18 protein-coding genes are annotated in these 19,177 nt (G+C 60.2%); 11 read left to right on the top strand and 7 right to left on the bottom strand.

Features of this window, described 5'->3' with window-relative positions:
• Positions 1-16: 16 nt before the first annotated feature.
• Positions 17-1,333 (top strand): bifunctional DedA family/phosphatase PAP2 family protein, encoded by a 1,317-nt coding sequence (locus AC1RPZ_RS15420; RefSeq protein ID WP_493137865.1) that lies wholly within the window; start codon positions 17-19, stop codon positions 1,331-1,333.
• A gap of 6 nt (positions 1,334-1,339) precedes the next feature.
• Here AC1RPZ_RS15420 and AC1RPZ_RS15415 read toward each other — a convergent pair whose 3' ends face one another.
• From AC1RPZ_RS15415 to AC1RPZ_RS15405, 3 genes are read right to left on the bottom strand one after another with little or no spacing between them, the layout of a single operon-like run.
• Positions 1,340-1,930 carry an LON peptidase substrate-binding domain-containing protein gene (locus tag AC1RPZ_RS15415; RefSeq protein WP_493137864.1) on the bottom strand — a complete coding sequence of 197 codons (591 nt, stop codon included), beginning with the start codon at positions 1,928-1,930 and terminating at the stop codon, positions 1,340-1,342.
• Between the two features lie 10 nt (positions 1,931-1,940).
• On the bottom strand, positions 1,941-2,657 hold the full coding sequence (locus tag AC1RPZ_RS15410; RefSeq protein ID WP_493137863.1) for an LrgB family protein: 717 nt from the start codon (positions 2,655-2,657) through the stop codon (positions 1,941-1,943).
• On the bottom strand, positions 2,654-3,019 hold the full coding sequence (locus tag AC1RPZ_RS15405; protein ID WP_493137862.1) for a CidA/LrgA family protein: 366 nt from the start codon (positions 3,017-3,019) through the stop codon (positions 2,654-2,656). The genes AC1RPZ_RS15410 and AC1RPZ_RS15405 overlap by 4 nt, the downstream gene beginning before the upstream one ends.
• A 194-nt stretch (positions 3,020-3,213) precedes the next feature.
• Here AC1RPZ_RS15405 and AC1RPZ_RS15400 point away from each other — a divergent pair, with 194 nt between their 5' ends.
• The 3 genes from AC1RPZ_RS15400 to AC1RPZ_RS15390 all read left to right on the top strand — a co-directional run bounded on the left by AC1RPZ_RS15400 (position 3,214) and on the right by AC1RPZ_RS15390 (position 6,304).
• Positions 3,214-3,669, top strand: a complete 456-nt coding sequence (locus tag AC1RPZ_RS15400) for a MaoC family dehydratase (protein WP_493137861.1) — start codon at positions 3,214-3,216, stop codon at positions 3,667-3,669.
• Positions 3,670-3,915: 246 nt separating this feature from the next.
• Positions 3,916-5,634 (top strand): C13 family peptidase, encoded by a 1,719-nt coding sequence (locus AC1RPZ_RS15395; RefSeq protein ID WP_493137860.1) that lies wholly within the window; start codon positions 3,916-3,918, stop codon positions 5,632-5,634.
• 28 nt (positions 5,635-5,662) lie between these two features.
• Complete coding sequence (locus AC1RPZ_RS15390) at positions 5,663-6,304, top strand: oxidoreductase (RefSeq protein ID WP_493137859.1); 642 nt, start codon at positions 5,663-5,665, stop codon at positions 6,302-6,304.
• Between the two features lie 150 nt (positions 6,305-6,454).
• On the opposite strand, the gene AC1RPZ_RS15385 is transcribed toward AC1RPZ_RS15390, so the two are convergent.
• From AC1RPZ_RS15385 to AC1RPZ_RS15370, 4 genes are all read right to left on the bottom strand, one after another.
• On the bottom strand, positions 6,455-6,739 hold the full coding sequence (locus tag AC1RPZ_RS15385; protein ID WP_493137858.1) for a YceK/YidQ family lipoprotein: 285 nt from the start codon (positions 6,737-6,739) through the stop codon (positions 6,455-6,457).
• Positions 6,732-7,364 (bottom strand): flavin prenyltransferase UbiX, encoded by a 633-nt coding sequence (gene ubiX, locus AC1RPZ_RS15380; RefSeq protein WP_493137857.1) that lies wholly within the window; start codon positions 7,362-7,364, stop codon positions 6,732-6,734. The genes AC1RPZ_RS15385 and ubiX overlap by 8 nt, the downstream gene beginning before the upstream one ends.
• Entirely contained in the window at positions 7,361-8,710 is a 1,350-nt protein-coding gene (mpl, locus tag AC1RPZ_RS15375; RefSeq protein ID WP_493137856.1) for a UDP-N-acetylmuramate:L-alanyl-gamma-D-glutamyl-meso-diaminopimelate ligase, read from the bottom strand. Before mpl ends, ubiX begins: the two co-directional genes overlap by 4 nt.
• Before the next feature lie 188 nt (positions 8,711-8,898).
• The gene (locus AC1RPZ_RS15370) at positions 8,899-10,812 is read right to left on the bottom strand and encodes a sigma-54-dependent Fis family transcriptional regulator (protein ID WP_493137855.1); all 1,914 of its coding nucleotides are present in this window, start codon (positions 10,810-10,812) and stop codon (positions 8,899-8,901) included.
• A gap of 383 nt (positions 10,813-11,195) precedes the next feature.
• On the opposite strand from AC1RPZ_RS15370, the gene exaC reads away from it, so the two are divergent.
• The 7 genes from exaC (at position 11,196) to AC1RPZ_RS15335 (ending at position 19,150) form a co-directional block, all read left to right on the top strand.
• Complete coding sequence (gene exaC / locus AC1RPZ_RS15365) at positions 11,196-12,716, top strand: acetaldehyde dehydrogenase ExaC (RefSeq protein ID WP_145016385.1); 1,521 nt, start codon at positions 11,196-11,198, stop codon at positions 12,714-12,716.
• Positions 12,717-12,985: 269 nt separating this feature from the next.
• The gene (gene eat / locus AC1RPZ_RS15360) at positions 12,986-14,356 is read left to right on the top strand and encodes an ethanolamine permease (RefSeq protein WP_493137854.1); all 1,371 of its coding nucleotides are present in this window, start codon (positions 12,986-12,988) and stop codon (positions 14,354-14,356) included.
• A 202-nt stretch (positions 14,357-14,558) separates the two neighbouring features.
• Positions 14,559-15,953 carry an ethanolamine ammonia-lyase subunit EutB gene (locus tag AC1RPZ_RS15355; RefSeq protein WP_493137853.1) on the top strand — a complete coding sequence of 465 codons (1,395 nt, stop codon included), beginning with the start codon at positions 14,559-14,561 and terminating at the stop codon, positions 15,951-15,953.
• An 11-nt stretch (positions 15,954-15,964) separates the two neighbouring features.
• Complete coding sequence (eutC, locus tag AC1RPZ_RS15350; RefSeq protein WP_493137951.1) at positions 15,965-16,789, top strand: ethanolamine ammonia-lyase subunit EutC; 825 nt, start codon at positions 15,965-15,967, stop codon at positions 16,787-16,789.
• 128 nt (positions 16,790-16,917) lie between these two features.
• A complete protein-coding gene (locus AC1RPZ_RS15345) occupies positions 16,918-17,379 on the top strand; it encodes a GNAT family N-acetyltransferase (RefSeq protein WP_493137852.1) in 462 nt (153 codons plus the stop codon).
• Positions 17,380-17,671: 292 nt separating this feature from the next.
• Entirely contained in the window at positions 17,672-18,331 is a 660-nt protein-coding gene (locus AC1RPZ_RS15340; protein ID WP_493137851.1) for a DedA family protein, read from the top strand.
• Positions 18,332-18,337: 6 nt separating this feature from the next.
• On the top strand, positions 18,338-19,150 hold the full coding sequence (locus tag AC1RPZ_RS15335) for a M90 family metallopeptidase (RefSeq protein WP_493137850.1): 813 nt from the start codon (positions 18,338-18,340) through the stop codon (positions 19,148-19,150).
• Positions 19,151-19,177: the final 27 nt, after the last annotated feature.

The raw sequence follows: 19,177 nt of genomic DNA, 5'->3' as shown, positions 1-19,177 counted from the left end.
AAATGGAGTTGTTTTTATGGGCCCATGGCTCGATAGCCTGACCGTCTGGTTGACGGTAAACCCGCAATGGCTGGCGGTGGCGGTATTGATAGTGGCCTGCGTTGAATGCCTGGCAATTGTCGGGTTGATTGTGCCCGGCACGGTGTTGCTGTTTGCCATCACGGTGTTGGCCGGCAGTGGCGCACTGTCGCTGGGCGAAACGCTGCTGATGGGCTTCCTTGGCGGTGTATTCGGCGATCTGCTGTCGTATTTCCTGGGCAGACACTTCCACCAGAATATTCGGCGTTTGCCGGGGCTGCGCCACCATCCGGAATGGATCAGCGGTGCCGAAAGCTATTTCCAGCGCTATGGCATTGCAAGCTTATTGGTCGGGCGCTTTATCGGCCCGTTGCGGCCGATGTTGCCAATGGTGGCCGGGATGTTCGACATGCCGTTCCCGCGTTTCTTTGCTGTCAGTTTGCTGGCGGGTGCAGGCTGGTCGGTGGTCTATCTGCTGCCGGGCTGGGCCACGGGCGCGGCGATTCGCCTGCCGCTGCCGGCAGGTTTCTGGTCTCAAGCCGGACTGGTGGTCGGCAGCATCGCGGTGCTGGTGGGCCTGAGCATCAATAGCAGCTTGCGCGGTCATCGCCAGGTCACCGCACTGATCGCCGGCCTTAGCCTGGTGATACTCGGTGGACTGTTTATGGGTTACCCGCATCTGAGCGCCATCGATCAGGGCTTGATGACGCTGGTTCAGGAACACCGCAGCCCGCTGCTGGATGAAGTCGCCGTGATGCTCACCCTGATCGGCGAATTCAAAAACATGCTGGTGATCAGCGCGGTGCTGACGATCCTGCTGCTGGTCACGCGGCAATGGCGGCACATGATCTTCGCGGGCAGCACGCTGCTGATCACCGCGCTGGCGAACACCGGAACCAAGAACCTGTTCGCCCGGATGCGCCCGGACGTACTGACCGACCCACTGACCAGCTACAGCATGCCCAGTGGTCATTCGTCAGGCTCGTTTGCGTTGTTCCTGACCCTGGCGGTACTGGCCGGCCGAGGCCAGCCAACGCGCATGCGCCTGACCTGGCTGCTGCTCGGGTGTTTGCCGGCTGCATCCATCGCCCTGTCGCGGGTTTATCTCGGCGCGCACTGGCCAACCGATGTACTGGCCGGTGCGACGCTCGCGGCTTGCGTGTGTGCCGCCAGCCTGGCGTTGACCCAGCGCCAGACACTTCTGAACCCGATGCCGGCCAAGGTCTGGTGGCTGGTTTTGCCGGTGATGGTGGCATTATTCGCGTTCTTCGCGCTGTGGCACTTGCCTCAAATGATGTCGCGGTATGCCTACTGACGAACCTCAGGCAAACAACTCACCCTGCAACTCATCCAGCAACGCCTGAATCGCATCCAGACGTTGTTGCGGGTCGTCGAGTTGCAGCAGGTCGATCTTGTCCAGCTCGGAAAATGGCAGCAGATACGCCAACTGATTCGCCAGCGATTGCTGGCCAGTGGCTTCGGTCCCCATGTTCAGAGCCTCGACCATCGGGTGTTCGGCCAGCGCCCTGAGCAAGGCAATGAGGTCGGCGTCTTCATCCTGCAAGGGTTGCTCGGGCAGATCATCCAGCCACTCGACATCGGCGACGGTCAGCTGGTCGCGCTGGACCTCGGTGCGCAGCACATGAAAGCGTCGCCCTCCCTGAACCCGAATGCCCAGCAGGCCGTTGTCCTGCTGTTTGAAGTCGGTGATCAACGCTTCGCAGCCGACCCGTGCATACCCCTCGGGCGCGACACCCACTTCATCGCCATCCAGAATGCACACCACACCAAAGCCTGCGCCCTGTTTCATGCAGCGGCCGATCATGTCCAGATAGCGCGCCTCGAAGATCTGCAAATCGAGGATGCAACCGGGAAACAACACTGTGTTCAGCGGGAAAAGCGCCAGGCTCATAGAGATTTCCTTAAACCACCATCGACACCGCCAACGGCAGGAACACCGCCGTGGCCACACCCATCAGGCTCATCGCCAACGCGGCAAATGCACCGCACTCTTCATTTTCCTGCATCGCCACCGCCGTGCCGACGGCGTGGGCGGTCATGCCCAGCGCCATGCCCCGAGCTTCAGGGCTATGGACCCCCAGGCGCGTCAAAAGACTCGGGCCGAAAATCGCTCCAATCACCCCGGTGATCAACACGAACACCGCCGCCAACGCTGCCACTCCGCCAATCTGCTCGGCCACCAGCATGGCAATCGGCGAGGTGACCGATTTGGGTGCCATGGTCATCAGAATCATGTGCTCGGCGCCAAACCACCAACCGAGCAACACGCCCATGCCGGTGGCAACCACTCCCCCTATCACCAGCGTAGTAAAAATCGGCCAGAACAGCTGCCGAATCCGCCGCAGGTTCAGGTACAGCGGCACCGCCAGCGCAACAGTTGCCGGCCCCAGCAGGATACTGAGGATCTCGGTGCTTCTGCGGTATTCGGCGTACGTCAGCCCACACGCGAGCAACACGCCAATCACCAGTAGCATCGATACCAGTACCGGCTGCAGAAAAATCCAGCGGGTCTTCTCGAACGCCGCCAGCACCAGTTGATACGCGCCCAGGGTAATGCCGATGCCGAACAACGGATGATGAATCACTGCTGCCAATGCACCCTGCCAATCGAAGATCATGACGACTCCTCCGAACGAGCCGCATGGCGCTTGATCAGCCGTTGCATCAGCACTCCGGCAAAGGCCATGGACAACAGCGCCGACAACACCAGGGCGCCAACGATGGCCCAGAAGTCCGCGGCGATATCAGCGGCGTAAACCATCACGCCCACCGCCGGCGGCACCAGCAGCAACGGCAAATAACGCAGCAGACTGCCCGCCGCCAGGTTCAGGGGCTCAGCCACTTCGCCGCGAATGACCAGGAACCCCAGCAGCAACAGCAAGCCGATAATCGGTCCCGGCAGCACCGGCAAAAACAAATGGTTGAGGGCCGTGCCAAGCAATTGAAACAGCACCAGCCAGGTCAGGCCGCGTAACAACATCCGTCATCTCCAGCAAAACTCGTCCCCCACATGCGGGCCGGACATTATAAGCATGGCACCTGCTATGCATGGGTATTCGCCAAAGGTATTGAGGCTTGACCGGATCTAATCGCCATGTTGATCTAAAGTGGTTCGTTCGGGGCCAAATCCCCACCCTGAAAAACTATAAAACCGATGACCCAAGGAGAGTCTCAATGCCCTATGTTCCCGTTGCAGAGCTCAAAGATTATGTCGGCAAGGAACTCGGACGTTCCGAATGGCTCACCATCGATCAGGACCGCATCAACCTGTTCGCTGAGGCTACAGGCGATTATCAGTTCATCCACGTTGACCCGGTAAAAGCCGCACAAACCCCGTTTGGCAGCACGATCGCCCACGGTTTCCTGTCGCTGTCGCTGATCCCGAAACTGATGGAAGACATCATGGTCCTGCCGCAAGGCGTGAAGATGGTGGTCAACTACGGCCTGGACAGCGTGCGCTTCATTCAACCGGTGAAGGTCGACTCCAGAGTCCGTCTCAAGGTCGAACTGTCTGAAGTCACCGAGAAGAAACCCGGCCAATGGCTGCTCAAGGCCACCGCCACGCTGGAAATCGAAGGCTCGGATAAACCTGCGTACATCGCTGAACCGCTGTCGCTGGCATTCGTGTAACCCCTGCCGGATGCGAAGCGAACAGACCGCGTAAAAACGTAGCGAGCGAAGGAAAGACAAGGCGAAAAAAGGTGAGGACGCGGAGTTTACGTGTTGTAAATGAGCAGTCCGAACCTTTTTTCAACGCAGTATTTCCGAGCGCAGTAGTTTTTACGCGGTCGGAGTTCTTACTGTTTCGCACCGCGTCTCTATATATCAGACACATAGCTGCGGCATACTCCCTCGCCTAATTGCCCGGATCCCGCTATGCGCTCACTTGCACCCCTTGTTCTGACCCTGTTGCTCACTGCGTGTGGTGATGGCGAATCGCTGTTGCCGCCTGACGCACGCCTGCCGGATGGCGGCCGCTATCGGGGGGATCTGGTCAACGGGTTGCTGCAAGGCCAGGGCCGGATCGACTACCCGAACGGCAGCTGGTACGCCGGTCAGTTCGACAAGGGCCAGTGGCACGGTTCGGGCGAATGGCACGGCAGCAACGGCGAAGTTTACCGTGGGGAATTCCAGCAGGGGCTGTTCCATGGCCAGGGCACGCTGACCACCGGCGGCAGCAGCTACACCGGCGGTTTCAAACTCGGTCGGCGCGACGGTGAAGGCACCCTCAAAGAGGACGGCATGACCTACCGTGGCGAGTTCAAGGCCGATCAATATTCCGGCCTCGGTCGCCTCGAACTTGAGGACGGTAGCCAGTATCAGGGGCAGTTCGCCAATGGCAAACCCAACGGTGAAGGCCAGCGCGGCGATGCCAGCGGCAATCAGTTCACCGGGAATTTCGTCGACGGCCAGCTGGAAGGCAACGGCACCTTCAGCAGTGCCGAGGGCGACAGCTACGTAGGGGGTTTCAAACAGAATCAGCTGAACGGCAAGGGCCGCTACGAGAACGCCGACGGCGACGTGTGGGTCGGCCAGTTCAAGGAAGGCGCGCTGAACGGCAAAGGCGAGTTGATTGGCGCCGATAACAGCCACTACATCGGCCAATTCAGCGATTGGCGCTTCACCGGTCAAGGCCGTTTGAACCTGGCTGACGGCAGCTTTTACGTCGGCGAGTTCGACAGCGACAGCTATCAGGGTCACGGCACGCTGGTGCTGACTGATGGCACGGTGCAAAGCGGCGACTGGATCAACGGTCAGCGTGTACGCGATGCCAATGGCAAGTTGCTGCCGGACACCCTCGAGCTGGGCTTGCTGGCGCAAGGGCGCCTGCTCGAAGAAGCACTGGCCAATGTGCCCGCCTCGACCCCGGCGGTCGAGCTGTACACCCTGACTCTGGGCGGCGACGGCAAGCAGAGTGTGTTTCTGCGCGAGTCCGACTACGTCAGCAACATGCTCGCCAGCCGCTTCGGCGCCTACGGCCAGATCCGCCTGGTCAACCATCGCGACCACCTCGGCGACCGGCCGATGGCCACGCGCGAGAACCTGCGCCGTGCCGTTCTGACCCTGGCCGAACGCAGCGGGCCGGAAGACCTGGTGTTCATCTACCTGACCAGCCACGGCACCCACGAACATGAACTGGTACTCGACCAACCCCGTCTGGAGCTGGCCGACTTGCCGGCTGACGAATTGGCCGCCGTCCTCGCGCCGCTAAAAAACCGCGACAAGATCATCGTGATCTCTGCGTGCTACTCCGGCGGTTTCATCCCGGTACTCAAAGACGAACGCACACTGATCATGACCGCCTCGCGCGCCGACCGAGTGTCGTTCGGCTGCTCGGAGGAAGCTGACTTCACTTACTTCGGCGACGCGTTGTTCGTTCAGGCGCTGAACCAGACCGACGACCTGGAGCAGGCGTTCAAACTGGCCAGGGCAACCGTCGCCGAGCGCGAGCAAGCAGACAACTTCGAAGCCTCGGAACCACAGATCTGGGCCCCCAAGGGCGTCCTCGCGCGCTGGCAGCTGTTACGCAAGCAGCAAGCACGAAAGGCACTCGAAAGTACCGCCCTGAATAACAAGGAAGCAAAGACCAACTAAGCTGAATCAGTATCAAGGGGAAAACACTATGTACTTGACGCCTCAGCATGTCTTGCTTGCCGGAGCCACCGGCCTGACCGGTGAACATCTACTCGACCGGCTGCTCAATGAGCCGACGATTACCCGTGTATTGGCACCCTCACGCCGGCCCTTGGCCGAGCATCCTCACCTGGAAAACCCGGTGGGCGACCCCCCAGCGCTTCTCCCACAGCTCAGTGGACGCGTCGACATTGCCTACTGCTGTCTGGGCACGACGATCAAACAGGCCGGCTCCGAACAAGCCTTTCGCGCAGTCGATCTGGACATGGTGGTGGCATTCGCCAAACGTGCCCGGGAGATGGGCGCACGACATCTGATCGTGATTAGCGCCATCGGCGCCGATCGGAGATCCTCGGTGCTCTACAACAGAGTCAAAGGCGAAATGGAATATGCCTTGAGGGCCCAGAACTGGCCGCAACTGACCATCTGCCGGCCTTCCCTGCTGCTGGGCGATCGCCTTGAGCCGCGATTCGCCGAACAACTGGCAGGCCCGCTGTCCAAACTGATTCCCGGCAAATACCACGGCATCGAAGCCTGCCAACTGGCCCGCGCCATGTGGCGGCTGGCACTGGAAGAACAGGATGGCGTGCGGATTGTCGAGTCCGACGAATTGCGCAAGCTGGGCAAATAGATCGGCGGTGACAGGTCGTCCGTCATCGTCGGAACGCCGCCCGGAGCAAGCTCGCTCCCACATTGGATCTCCTGTGAGCACAGATTATGTGAACAGCGCCGATCACCTGTGGGGGCGAGCTTGCTCGCGATAGAGCGCGGCAGCGCTCTCCTACAACCCGCCAGTAGCCTGAAACCCTACCCCTAGCACCGTCAACACCGACAGCGGCAACAGCAGCGTGTCGAGCAGTGCGCTGGCCGGCAGGTCGACTCCGGGATAGCTCGGCGCTTCGGCGCCAAAGCGATCCTTGGCGCAACAACCACCATCCAGCGCGTACAGATCAAGGCGCATGCCCGAGTACACCACCGGCGCACCGGGCTGGGCCGCATCCAGTGTTCGCGCCGTGGCGCAGCCGCCCAATTGCAGGGCGAGCAGTAAACTCAATAATTTATTCATCGCTGCTCAAATGGTGTTCGCCCCAACGCGGCAGCATGTCTTGCGGGATGTTCAACAGATTGAGAATCCGCGCCACGACAAAATCCACCAGATCATCGATGGTCTGCGGCTGGTGATAGAAACCCGGCGAGGCCGGCAGAATGGTCACGCCCATGTTCGACAGCTTGAGCATGTTTTCCAGATGAATGCTTGAATACGGCGCCTCGCGTGGCACCAGAATCAATGGCCGACGTTCTTTCAAGGTCACGTCGGCGGCGCGTTCGATCAGGTTGTTGCAGGCGCCCGTGGCGATCGCCGACAAGGTCCCGGTCGAGCACGGCACCACCACCATCGCGGCCGGCGAACCGGAACCCGAAGCCACGGGCGACATCCAGTCTTCCTTGCCATACACGCGAATCTGCCCGGCAGCGGCGCCGGTGTATTCAGTGAGGAAAGCCTGCATCGTCTGCGGTTTCGGCGGCAGCGTGACGTCGGTCTCGGTGGCCATCACCAGTTGCGCAGCCTTGGAGATCAGGAAGTGCACCTCGCGGTCTTCGCGCACTAGACAATCGAGCAGGCGCAAACCGTATTGGGCGCCGGAAGCGCCGGTCATGGCCAGCGTGATGCGATCCGGACCGTTGTTCATTTAAGCGCCTCGGCCAATTTGCCGTGCAGGCCGCCGAAGCCACCGTTGCTCATGATGACCACGTGGGTGCCGGGTTTGGCCTGGTGCTTCACGTGCTCGATGATGCCGTCCAGCGAATCGCAGACCCTCGACGGCACGCTGCACAGCGCAGCGACAGCGGGCAAGTCCCAGCCGAGGTTCGCCGGTGCGTACCAGACCACTTGGTCGGCATCGACCACGCTTTGCGGCAAACCGTCACGGTGCGCGCCGAGCTTCATCGAGTTGGAGCGCGGCTCGATGATTGCGATCAACGGTGCGTCGCCAATGCGTTTGCGCAGACCGTCGAGGGTGGTGGCGATGGCGGTCGGGTGGTGAGCGAAGTCGTCGTAAATGGTGACGCCGTGAACTTCAGCGACTTTTTCCATGCGCCGCTTGACGCTCTTGAACGCGCTCAACGCGGCAATGCCCATACTCGGAACCACGCCTACATGCCGCGCGGCCGCCAGAGTGGCCAAGGCGTTGGCAACGTTGTGCTGACCGGTCATGTCCCACTCGACCACACCTTGGGCGACGCCTTCGAATATCACTTCGAACTTCGAGCCGTCTTCGCTGAGCAACTTGACCTGCCACTGCCCGCCCGCACCGGTGGTTTGCACCGGGGTCCAGCAGCCCATGTCGATAACGCGCTGCAATGCAGGTTCGGTAGTCGGGTGGATCACCAGACCTTCACTCGGGATGGTCCGCACCAAGTGATGGAACTGCCGTTCGATGGCCGGCAGATCGGGGAAGATGTCGGCGTGATCGAACTCAAGGTTATTGAGGATCGCGGTACGCGGACGGTAGTGAACGAATTTCGAGCGCTTGTCGAAGAAGGCGCTGTCGTATTCATCGGCTTCGATCACGAAGAACGGCGTGTCACCCAGACGCGCCGACACCGAGAAGTTCTGCGGCACACCACCGATCAAAAAGCCCGGGCTCATGCCGGCGTGCTCCAACACCCAGGCGAGCATGCTGCTGGTGGTGGTTTTGCCGTGGGTGCCAGCAACCGCCAGCACCCAGCGACCTTGCAGCACATGGTCGGCCAGCCATTGCGGGCCGGAGACGTATGGCAGCCCCTTGTTCAATACGTACTCGACCGCAGGGTTGCCACGGGACATGGCATTGCCGATCACCACCAGATCCGGAGCCGGATCGAGTTGGGCAGGATCATAGCCTTGCGTCAGCTCGATGCCCTGCGCCTGTAACTGTGTACTCATCGGCGGGTAGACGTTGGCATCGGAGCCGGTCACGTGATGGCCCAGCTCTTTGGCCAGAACCGCCATCGAACCCATGAAAGTGCCGCAAATACCCAGAATATGAATGTGCATAGTCAACCTCGTAAAACATCGAGGCAGGTTAGCGTAGGGTGGGAAAAATCGCACCTTGTGTTTCGGACTTACAAACGCCAATCGCGAGCAAGCTCGCTCCCACATTTGATCGGTTGTGTTCACAAATTTTGTGTACACAGACGAGCCGGTGTGGGAGCGAGCTTGCTCGCGATTGGTCGCGACGCGGTTTAACGGGCAATCCCGTGTTTGCGCAGCTTTCTGTAAAGCGTATTACGGCTGACACCCAACTGCTCAGCGGTATGGGTCATGTGCCAACGCTGCTGCTCCAGGGCATTGAGCAACGCCAGGCGTTCGGCATCGTCCAGTGGATATTCGGAGGTTTCTTCAACCAAAAGCACCGGCGCAGGTCGGGGCTGGCGAATCATCACCGGCAAATCCTCAACCCCGATCCGCCCGTCTTCACACAAAGCTGCCAGGGTTCGCAACACGTTACGCAACTGCCGCACGTTACCTGGCCAGGCGAAGTCGAGCAGCGCCTGCCGCGCCGGGCCGTCGATCAGCACCGCCTCCCCGCCCGACTCTTCAGCCAGTAAAAAGTCGAGTAACTGGGACTTGTCGCTGCGTTCGCGCAAGGCCGGCAAGGCGATTTCCAGACCATTGAGGCGGTAGTACAAATCTTCGCGGAAGCTGCCGTCCTGAACGCGCTCCAGCAAATTGCGGTGAGTGGCGCTGATGATCCGCACATTGACCGCCTGCGGCTCGCCACCGATCGGCACCACCAGTCGATCTTCCAGCACTCTTAATAGTCGGGTTTGCAGGGCCAGTGGCATGTCGCCGATCTCATCGAGGAACAGCGTGCCGCCGTCAGCCTGCTGCAATTTTCCGCGCATGCCCTCTTTGCGCGCACCGGTGAAACTGCCGCCGCGATAACCGAACAGTTCGCTCTCGATCAGGCTTTCCGGGATCGCCGCACAGTTGAGCGCGACGAAAGCTTTTTCTGCACGCTGACTGGCCTGATGCACGGCTTTGGCGAAAGCCTCTTTACCCGAGCCGGTTTCACCGTTGATCAGCAGCGGCACATCGCGCTCGAAGACCCGCAAGGCTTTGCGGAAATCAGCCTGCAGCCCTTCATCCCCAAGACAAATGCCAGAAAGAGCCGGGCGCTCGGCAATGATCGGTTTTTGCAGTACCGGGGTTGGGACGCTACGGGGCTGGCCGCGCAACAACGCAAACAACACCCGTCCGTCACGGGTGCGCAGTGGCCAACTGGCGCTGGCATTGACGCTCGCGCGCCCCAGCAGTTCATCCAGCGAGCAATCGAAAAATGCCTCGACCGGTTTGCCCAGCAATCCGCCACGAATATGCCCCAGCAGGTTCAACGCACTCTGATTGACCGCACTGATCCGCCCTTCGCCGTCGAACGCCAACAGCCCTTCGCTGAACAGCCCGACCGACTCGGCCTGCAAGTGAAAGCGCAGCAGCCATTGATTGTCGAAGTAACGCAGGAAGTAGCAGCTCTCGATCATCTTCGCCGAGAGGTTGACCAGCGCCATGGTGTGGAACTGGCTCTGGCGCGAGACATCGTGGCGCGCCGACGAGACGTCGAGCACCGCCAGCAGTTCGCCGTGCGGGTCGAACACCGGGCTCGCCGAACAGGTCAGCCCTGTATGGCGCCCCCGAAAATGCTCATCCTGGTGAATGGTCAGCGACTGACGCTCCACCAGGCAGGTGCCGATGCCGTTGGTGCCCTCACAGGCTTCACTCCAATCAGCACCGAGCCACAGACCGGCGCGCTCGAAAATCCTCCGTTCGGCAGGCGCGGTGACACAGTTGAGGATCACCCCGCGGGCGTCGGTCAACAGCACCGCGTGGCCGGCACCGGAGAGTTGTTGATGCAGACTGGTCATTTCGCCGTCAGCGATGTGCAGGACTTGCTGCAAGCGCTCGCGACTTTCAAGTACACGACCGTGCTCAAGCACCGTCGGCGCCATGGTCAGGGCCGGGTCGAGGTGATAGTCCTCAAGACAACGCAGCCAGGAACGGGCGATGGACGGATCGCTGCCAGGTCCCTGCAAATGGGATTTGCCTTGGGTCACGGTCAAGACTTGCTGGGCATGGCGACTCAAATGGTTGCTGTGCATTTCTTATTATTCTCCCCGAAAGGTGTACAGACCCCTGTAGGAGCTGCCGAAGGCTGCGATCTGTTGATCTTGAAAAATCAAAGTCAAAAGATCGCAGCCTTCGGCAGCTCCTACGGTCCATCGCAGGCACTGAGCATCCTCCAGCGTCGAGCGCATTGCAATGCTGGCTGACCACCAGGTCACAAGCTGTGCCACAAGCGGTACAAACTGTCACAAGGGCTGTACCGCATCTGTCACAACCCCTGCTTCGCCAACCCTCAAAAAAACCGTAACCCCTTGATTTACCTGACCCGCAAAGCACTGGCCCGACCTTTGCTCTACGCTTCTCAAGCGCTCACTGCGCGTACTCCCTAATAAGCACAAAAGCCAAGGAGACACTCATCATGCGTTACGCTCACCCAGGTACTGAAGGCGCTATCGTTTCGTTCAAGAGTCAATACGGCAACTACATCGGCGGCGAGTTCGTCGCGCCTGTCAAAGGTCAGTACTTCACCAATACCTCACCAGTCAACGGCCAACCGATTGCCGAATTCCCCCGCTCCACGGCCGAAGACATCGAAAAAGCCCTGGACGCTGCCCATGCCGCCGCTGATGCCTGGGGCAGCACTTCTGCTCAGGCGCGCTCGCTGGTGCTGCTGAAAATCGCCGACCGCATCGAACAGAACCTCGAAGTGCTGGCAATCACCGAAAGCTGGGACAACGGCAAAGCCGTGCGTGAAACCCTCAACGCCGACATTCCGCTGGCCGCTGACCATTTCCGCTACTTCGCTGGCTGCCTGCGCGCCCAGGAAGGCAGCGCCGCGGAAATCGACGGCAACACCGTGGCTTATCACATTCACGAACCGCTGGGCGTGGTCGGGCAGATCATCCCGTGGAACTTCCCGATCCTGATGGCCGCCTGGAAACTCGCTCCAGCCCTGGCCGCCGGTAACTGCGTGGTACTCAAGCCCGCCGAGCAAACTCCGCTGGGCATTACCGTGCTGATGGAGCTGATCGGCGACCTGCTGCCGCCCGGCGTACTGAACGTGGTGCAAGGTTTCGGCAAAGAAGCCGGCGAAGCCCTGGCCACCAGCAAACGCATCGCCAAAATCGCTTTCACCGGCTCGACTCCGGTCGGCTCGCACATCATGAAATGCGCCGCCGAAAACATCATCCCGTCCACCGTGGAACTGGGCGGCAAATCGCCGAACATCTTCTTCGCCGACATCATGCAAGCCGAACCGACCTTCATCGAGAAAGCCGCCGAAGGCCTGGTACTGGCGTTCTTCAACCAGGGCGAAGTCTGCACCTGCCCGTCCCGCGCACTGGTGCAAGAGTCGATCTACGACGACTTCATGAAAGTGGTGATGAAGAAGGTTCTGCAAATCAAACGTGGCGACCCGCTGGACACCGACACCATGGTCGGCGCCCAGGCGTCCGAGCAGCAATTCGACAAGATCCTTTCCTACCTGGAAATCGCCAAAGGCGAAGGCGCCGAGCTGCTGACCGGCGGCAAGGTGGAAAAACTCGAGGGCAATCTGGCGACCGGCTATTACATCCAGCCGACCCTGCTCAAGGGCACCAACAAAATGCGTGTGTTCCAGGAAGAAATCTTTGGCCCGGTGGTGAGCATCACCACCTTCAAGGACGAAGCCGAAGCCCTGGCGATTGCCAACGACACCGAGTTCGGCCTGGGTGCCGGCCTCTGGACCCGCGACATCAACCGCGCCTACCGCATGGGCCGGGCGATCAAGGCCGGTCGCGTCTGGACCAACTGCTATCACCTGTACCCGGCCCATGCCGCGTTCGGTGGTTACAAGAAGTCCGGCGTCGGTCGTGAAACCCACAAAATGATGCTCGACCACTACCAGCAAACCAAAAACCTGCTGGTGAGCTACGACATCAATCCGTTGGGCTTCTTCTAACCCAACCGGCGTAGGAGCTGCCGCAGGCTGCGATCTTTTGATCTTTGCCTGTCGGTAGCTCCCGTCGCAAGGTTGAAAAAGATCGCAGGCTTCGCCAGCTCCTACAGGGATGGCGTTCCAACCAACCAAAAATCATCGCCCTGCCCCTCTGGCACGGGCTTTGCCTGCCCGATCGACAGATAAACCGCTGCGTGAACAGTGACGATCCACCTAAACCGCCCTACCCGAAAGTCCAATAGATCAAACAATAAAAAAGACAGAGAGGACTTATGACTTCTTCAACAACGCTCAAACCCACACTCGGCACCCTGCACCTATGGGGCATTGCCGTCGGCCTGGTGATTTCCGGCGAGTACTTTGGCTGGAGTTACGGCTGGGGCACCGCAGGCACCCTGGGGTTTCTCGTCACCTCATTGATGGTGGCGACGATGTATACCTGTTTCATCTTCAGCTTCACCGAGTTGACGACCGCGATTCCCCACGCTGGCGGGCCTTTTGCCTACAGCCGACGGGCCTTTGGTGAGAAAGGCGGCTTGATCGCCGGGATCGCCACGCTGATCGAGTTCGTCTTTGCACCACCGGCCATTGCCATGGCCATCGGCGCCTACCTGAACGTGCAATACCCGGATCTGGACCCGAAAATCGCCGCAGTCGGCGCCTATGTCGTGTTCATGGGCCTGAACATCCTCGGCGTCAGCATTGCCGCAACCTTCGAGCTGGTGGTGACCGTGCTGGCGGTCGCCGAATTGCTGGTGTTCATGGGCGTGGTTGCACCGGGCTTCAGCTTCAGCAATTTCGTGCTCAACGGCTGGTCGGGTTCGAGCGAGTTCACGATGGGCTCGATCCCCGGGATGTTTGCGGCGATACCGTTTGCTATCTGGTTTTTCCTCGCCATCGAAGGCGCGGCCATGGCTGCCGAAGAAGCCAAGGACCCGAAACGGACGATTCCCAAGGCTTACGTCAGCGGCATCCTGACCCTGGTGTTCCTGGCGATGGGCGTGATGGTCATGGCCGGCGGCGTGGGCGACTGGCGTCAACTGGCGAACATCAACGACCCGCTGCCACAGGCGATGAAAGCCGTGGTCGGCAACAACTCCAGCTGGATGCACATGCTGGTGTGGATCGGTCTGTTCGGTCTGGTGGCGAGCTTCCACGGGATCATCCTCGGTTACTCGCGACAGTTCTTCGCCCTGGCTCGCGCCGGTTACCTGCCGACGTATCTGGCCAAGCTCTCGCGTTTCCAGACACCGCACCGGGCGATTCTGGCCGGCGGCGTGATCGGCATCGCGGCGATCTACAGCGACGGGCTGGTCAATCTGCAAGGCATGACGCTGACCGCTGCGATGATCACCATGTCGGTGTTCGGCGCCATCGTGATGTACATCATCAGCATGCTCAGCCTGTTCAAACTGCGCAAAACCGAGCCGTTGCTGGAACGCACCTTCCGCGCCCCGGGTTATCCGATCGTGCCGGGCATTGCGCTGTTCCTGGCGGTGGTCTGCCTGGTGGCGATGGCCTGGTTCAATGCCTTGATCGGGATGATTTTCCTCGGTTTCATGGTGGCGGGTTTCATCTACTTCCAACTGACCGCCAAACAACGCTCCGACGCACCGGCGGACGCGATGCTCACCGGTATATAACGTGCACCTGCGCCGGGCCGTTTTCCCGGCGCATGCATTATTGAAGTGCACTGAGATCCAGTGTGGGAGCGAGCTTGCTCGCGATAGCGGTCTGACATCCGGCATATGTGCTGAATGACACACCGTATTCGCGAGCAAGCTCGCTCCCAGAGGGGGTCAGCGGTGTACTTGAGTCACTTATAGAATCAAGAGGACACCGCTCATGGCTGCATTTGCCCATACCGTCGGCGCCCGGACCTACCGTTTCGACGGCCTCAAGGAAGTCATGGCCAAGGCCAGCCCGGCGCGTTCCGGGGATTTCCTGGCCGGCGTCGCCGCCCTGAACGATGGCGAACGGGTTGCCGCGCAAATGACCTTGGCTGACATCCCGCTCAAGCATTTCCTGCAAGAAGTGCTGATCCCTTACGAATCCGACGAAGTCACCCGCCTTATCATCGACACCCACAACGCCGGCGCCTTTGCGCCTGTCAGCCACTTGACGGTCGGCGGTTTTCGCGACTGGCTGCTCAGCGACGCGGCCGACGAGCACAGCCTGCGGGCGCTAGCCCCTGGCCTGACCCCGGAAATGGCTGCCGCCGTGTCGAAGATCATGCGTGTGCAAGACCTGGTGCTGGTGGCGCAGAAGATCCGCGTAGTGACTCAATTTCGCGGCACCATGGGCCTGCGCGGTCGCCTGTCGACCCGTCTGCAACCCAACCACCCCACCGACGAACCGGCCGGCATCGCCGCGAGCATCCTCGACGGTCTGCTCTACGGCAACGGCGACGCGATGATCGGTATCAACCCGGCCACCGACAGCATCGCCTCGATCTGCGCCATGCTGGAAATGCTCGATGCGGTGATCCAGCGCTACGAAATCCCGACCCAAGCCTGCGTGCTGACCCACGTCACCACCTCCATCGAGGCGATCAACCGTGGCGTGCCGCTGGACCTGGTGTTTCAGTCGATCGCCGGCACCGAAGCGGCCAACGCCAGTTTCGGTATCAGCCTGAGTGTGCTGCAGGAAGGTTACGAAGCAGGTTTGAGCCTCAATCGCGGCACGCTGGGGCAAAACCTGATGTACTTCGAAACCGGCCAGGGCAGTGCGCTGTCGGCCAACGCCCATCACGGCATCGACCAGCAAACCTGTGAAACCCGCGCCTATGCCGTGGCACGGCACTTCAAGCCGTTTCTGGTGAACACCGTGGTCGGCTTCATTGGCCCGGAATACCTCTACAACGGCAAACAGATCATCCGCGCCGGCCTTGAAGACCACTTCTGCGGCAAGTTGCTCGGCGTGCCGATGGGCTGCGACATCTGCTACACCAACCACGCCGAAGCCGATCAGGACGACATGGATACCCTGCTGACGCTGCTGGGCGTGGCCGGGATCAACTTCATCATGGGCATCCCCGGCTCCGACGACATCATGCTCAACTACCAGACCACCTCGTTCCACGACGCGCTCTACGCGCGCCAGACCCTGGGCCTGAAACCTGCGCCGGAGTTCGAAAGGTGGCTGGCAAAAATGGGCATCTTCACCCAAGGTGACGGCAAGGTTCACTTCGGCAACAACCTGCCGCCGGCCTTCCGCCAGGCCATGGCGCAACTGGGATGAGTAATCTGCTGATGGATAAACCAACCGTCGATCCGCAAAACCCCTGGCTGGGACTGCGCCGCCTGACCCCGGCACGCATCGCTTTGGGTCGTTCCGGCACCAGTATGCCGACCGGCGCGCAACTGGATTTCCAGTACGCCCACGCCGAGGCCCGCGACGCTGTGCACCTGCCCTTCGACCATCCCGGGCTCAGCCAGCAACTGGCCGAGCGCGGGCGCGACAGTCTGCTGCTGCATAGCGCCGCCACTGATCGCCACAGTTATCTGCAACGGCCAGACCTGGGTCGCAAGCTGAGTGACGAGTCCGCGCAAAAGCTCCGCGAACATGCCTTGGCCAACCCAGGCGGCGTTGATCTGGCGGTAGTCGTAGCCGACGGCCTGTCGGCGCTGGCGGTGCATCGGCACACCTTGCCGTTTCTAGCGCGCATGGAGGAACAAACCCAGGCCGAAGGCTGGTCGCTGTCGCCAGTGATTCTGGTGGAACAGGGCCGTGTCGCCGTGGCTGACGAAATCGGTGAATTGCTCGGCGCAAAAATGGTCGTGATCCTGATCGGCGAACGCCCTGGCCTCAGCTCGCCAGACAGTCTCGGCTTGTATTTCACCTATAATCCAAAGGTCGGCCTGACGGACGCCTATCGCAACTGTATTTCCAATGTCCGGCTCGAAGGTTTGAGCTATGGCATGGCGGCACACCGTTTGCTTTACTTGATGCGCGAGGCCTGTCGACGGCAGTTGTCGGGGGTCAACCTGAAGGACGAAGCCCAGGTCCAGACTCTTGAGTCGAAAGATGACGCTGATATGAAAGGAAATTTCCTACTCAGTCCGCCGAATGACTGAGCCGTATCCGAATTGCGTTTTTGATCCGCTTTCAGGCAGAGTCGACGAACGGCTGCCCGAGTAGTGAACCGATTGCCGTCGTATCCACTGGAAACTGCCGCCCTATCTACTTGACGTTGAGGTCTAGCATGCGGATTACTCAAGCAACCCTCGAGCACCTGGACCTTCTGACGCCCTTGTTCGTCAAGTACCGCGAGTTTTATGGCGCGCTGCCCTATCCAGACTCGTCCCGGGCCTTTCTGGAAAAGCGCCTGCGGCGCAAAGAGTCGGTGATCTATCTGGCCCTGCCCGATGATGACGACAACAAGCTGCTGGGCTTTTGTCAGCTGTACCCAAGTTTTTCGTCGCTGTCGCTCAAGCGCGTGTGGATCCTCAACGACATCTACGTCGCCGAAGATGCCCGCCGCCAATTGGTCGCCGACAACCTGATGCGCACCGCCAAGAGAATGGCCAAGGAAACCCAGGCTGTCCGCATGCGTGTGTCCACCAGCAGCGATAACAAAGTGGCGCAGAAAACCTACGAATCCATTGGTTTTCGCGAAGACACCGAGTTCAAGAACTACGTCTTGCCGATCAGCGAAGAGCTCTGATCCACACCAGACACTGTGGGAGCGAGCCTGCTCGCGATGGCATCGCCTCGGTATGACTGACACACCGAGGCGCCAGAATCGCGAGCAGGCTCGCTCCCACAGGAATCATCTCCATCGTTCCAGTCTGACCTCTTCGAAATCCCTCGCTACAAACTCGACACGCTTTTCACCTTTCAGTCCGTATAATCCAGAGCCTCACAGGCTGTAAGAATAACTCCACGGTCCTGTAGCCTAATTTTCGAAAACATTCGCACAGGCCTGCTGAGTCGGGCCGTTACCACAGGTGCCCACCATGGATTTCAACCCGATCGACCTAATCCTGCATCTCGACGTCTACCTCGACTTGCTGGTGACCAACTACGGGCCATGGATCTACGCCATTCTGTTTATGGTGATTTTCTGCGAAACCGGCCTGGTGGTGATGCCTTTCCTGCCGGGCGATTCGTTGCTCTTCATCGCAGGCGCAGTAGCGGCTGGTGGCGGCATGGACCCGGTGCTGCTGGGCGGCTTGCTGATGCTGGCAGCGACTCTCGGTGACAGCACCAACTACCTCATCGGGCGAACGGCCGGCGAAAAGTTGTTCAGAAATCCGAATTCGAAGATCTTCCGTCGCGACTACCTGCAACAAACCCATGACTTCTACGACAAGCATGGCGGCAAGACCGTGACCCTGGCGCGTTTTATGCCGATCATCCGGACCTTCGCACCGTTCGTCGCCGGCGTCGGCAAAATGCCTTACCCGCGTTTCTTCGCCTTCAGCGTGTTCGGCACCATCCTCTGGGTCGGCGGCCTGGTGACCCTGGGTTATTTCTTCGGTAACGTACCGTTCATCAAGAAAAACCTGTCGCTGTTGGTGGTGGGCATCATCCTGGTGTCGCTGCTGCCGATGATCATTAGCGTGATCCGCAATCGCCTGGCCAACGCGAGTTCCAAAAAAGCCGAGTCGCGCTGAGCGTCCATGTGGTTCCTCAACGCCTGGCGCCGCCAGCGTACGTTGGCCAAGCACCCCGTTGCCGATGAAACCTGGCAGCGGGTGCGCCAACATCTGAGCTTTCTCGACGGACTCAGCGAGGCCGAAGACCAGTGGCTGCGCGAGGCCGCCGTGCTCTTTCTGCAAGACAAACACCTGACCTGCCTGCCCGGCGTTGAATTGCACCAGGAACAACGCCTGCTGCTCGCAGCGCAAGCACAACTGCCGCTATTGCACCTGGGCGACCTGAACTGGTATCAGGGTTTCCACGAAATCGTGCTCTACCCCGACGACTTCCTCAGCCCGCAGCGCCATCGCGATGCCAGTGGCGTCGAGCATGAATGGGACGGCGAGCACAGCGGCGAAGCCTGGCAACAGGGACCGATCATTCTGGCCTGGCCTGGCGTGATGGCCAGCGGTGGTTGGGAAGGCTACAACCTGGTGATCCACGAACTGGCGCACAAGCTCGACATGCTCAATGGCAACGCCAACGGTTTGCCGCCGCTGCACGGCGACATGCGCGTCAGCGACTGGGCGAAAGTCATGCAGCACGCCTACGACGACCTCAATCGTCAACTGGATCGCCACCCGCACGCCGACACCCCGATCGACCCTTATGCGGCGGAAAATCCGGCCGAGTTCTTCGCCGTTACCAGCGAATACTTCTTCAGCGCCCCGGATTTACTGCACCAGACTTATCCACAGGTCTATCAGCAACTGCAGCTGTTTTACCGCCAGGACCCACTGGCCAGGCTCAAGCAACTGCAAGCCGGACATCCGGCTTATCGGGCACACGACTAGGGTCTATACGACCTCTGGCACGTGGCA

The sequence above is a fragment of the Pseudomonas sp. GW822-FHT02D10 genome (assembly GCF_058802345.1).
This window is presented reverse-complemented; position numbering and strand designations above follow the sequence as displayed.

Excerpts from the sequence above, each read along its gene's own strand:
- AC1RPZ_RS15420 (WP_493137865.1), top strand. The coding sequence starts at position 17 with ATGGGCCCATGGCTCGATAGCCTGACCGTCTGGTTGACGGTAAACCCG.
- AC1RPZ_RS15415 (WP_493137864.1), bottom strand. The coding sequence starts at position 1,930 with ATGAGCCTGGCGCTTTTCCCGCTGAACACAGTGTTGTTTCCCGGTTGC.
- AC1RPZ_RS15410 (WP_493137863.1), bottom strand. The coding sequence starts at position 2,657 with ATGATCTTCGATTGGCAGGGTGCATTGGCAGCAGTGATTCATCATCCG.
- AC1RPZ_RS15405 (WP_493137862.1), bottom strand. The coding sequence starts at position 3,019 with ATGTTGTTACGCGGCCTGACCTGGCTGGTGCTGTTTCAATTGCTTGGC.
- AC1RPZ_RS15400 (WP_493137861.1), top strand. The coding sequence starts at position 3,214 with ATGCCCTATGTTCCCGTTGCAGAGCTCAAAGATTATGTCGGCAAGGAA.
- AC1RPZ_RS15395 (WP_493137860.1), top strand. The coding sequence starts at position 3,916 with ATGCGCTCACTTGCACCCCTTGTTCTGACCCTGTTGCTCACTGCGTGT.
- AC1RPZ_RS15390 (WP_493137859.1), top strand. The coding sequence starts at position 5,663 with ATGTACTTGACGCCTCAGCATGTCTTGCTTGCCGGAGCCACCGGCCTG.
- AC1RPZ_RS15385 (WP_493137858.1), bottom strand. The coding sequence starts at position 6,739 with ATGAATAAATTATTGAGTTTACTGCTCGCCCTGCAATTGGGCGGCTGC.
- ubiX (WP_493137857.1), bottom strand. The coding sequence starts at position 7,364 with ATGAACAACGGTCCGGATCGCATCACGCTGGCCATGACCGGCGCTTCC.
- mpl (WP_493137856.1), bottom strand. The coding sequence starts at position 8,710 with ATGCACATTCATATTCTGGGTATTTGCGGCACTTTCATGGGTTCGATG.
- AC1RPZ_RS15370 (WP_493137855.1), bottom strand. The coding sequence starts at position 10,812 with ATGCACAGCAACCATTTGAGTCGCCATGCCCAGCAAGTCTTGACCGTG.
- exaC (WP_145016385.1), top strand. The coding sequence starts at position 11,196 with ATGCGTTACGCTCACCCAGGTACTGAAGGCGCTATCGTTTCGTTCAAG.
- eat (WP_493137854.1), top strand. The coding sequence starts at position 12,986 with ATGACTTCTTCAACAACGCTCAAACCCACACTCGGCACCCTGCACCTA.
- AC1RPZ_RS15355 (WP_493137853.1), top strand. The coding sequence starts at position 14,559 with ATGGCTGCATTTGCCCATACCGTCGGCGCCCGGACCTACCGTTTCGAC.
- eutC (WP_493137951.1), top strand. The coding sequence starts at position 15,965 with ATGGATAAACCAACCGTCGATCCGCAAAACCCCTGGCTGGGACTGCGC.
- AC1RPZ_RS15345 (WP_493137852.1), top strand. The coding sequence starts at position 16,918 with ATGCGGATTACTCAAGCAACCCTCGAGCACCTGGACCTTCTGACGCCC.
- AC1RPZ_RS15340 (WP_493137851.1), top strand. The coding sequence starts at position 17,672 with ATGGATTTCAACCCGATCGACCTAATCCTGCATCTCGACGTCTACCTC.
- AC1RPZ_RS15335 (WP_493137850.1), top strand. The coding sequence starts at position 18,338 with ATGTGGTTCCTCAACGCCTGGCGCCGCCAGCGTACGTTGGCCAAGCAC.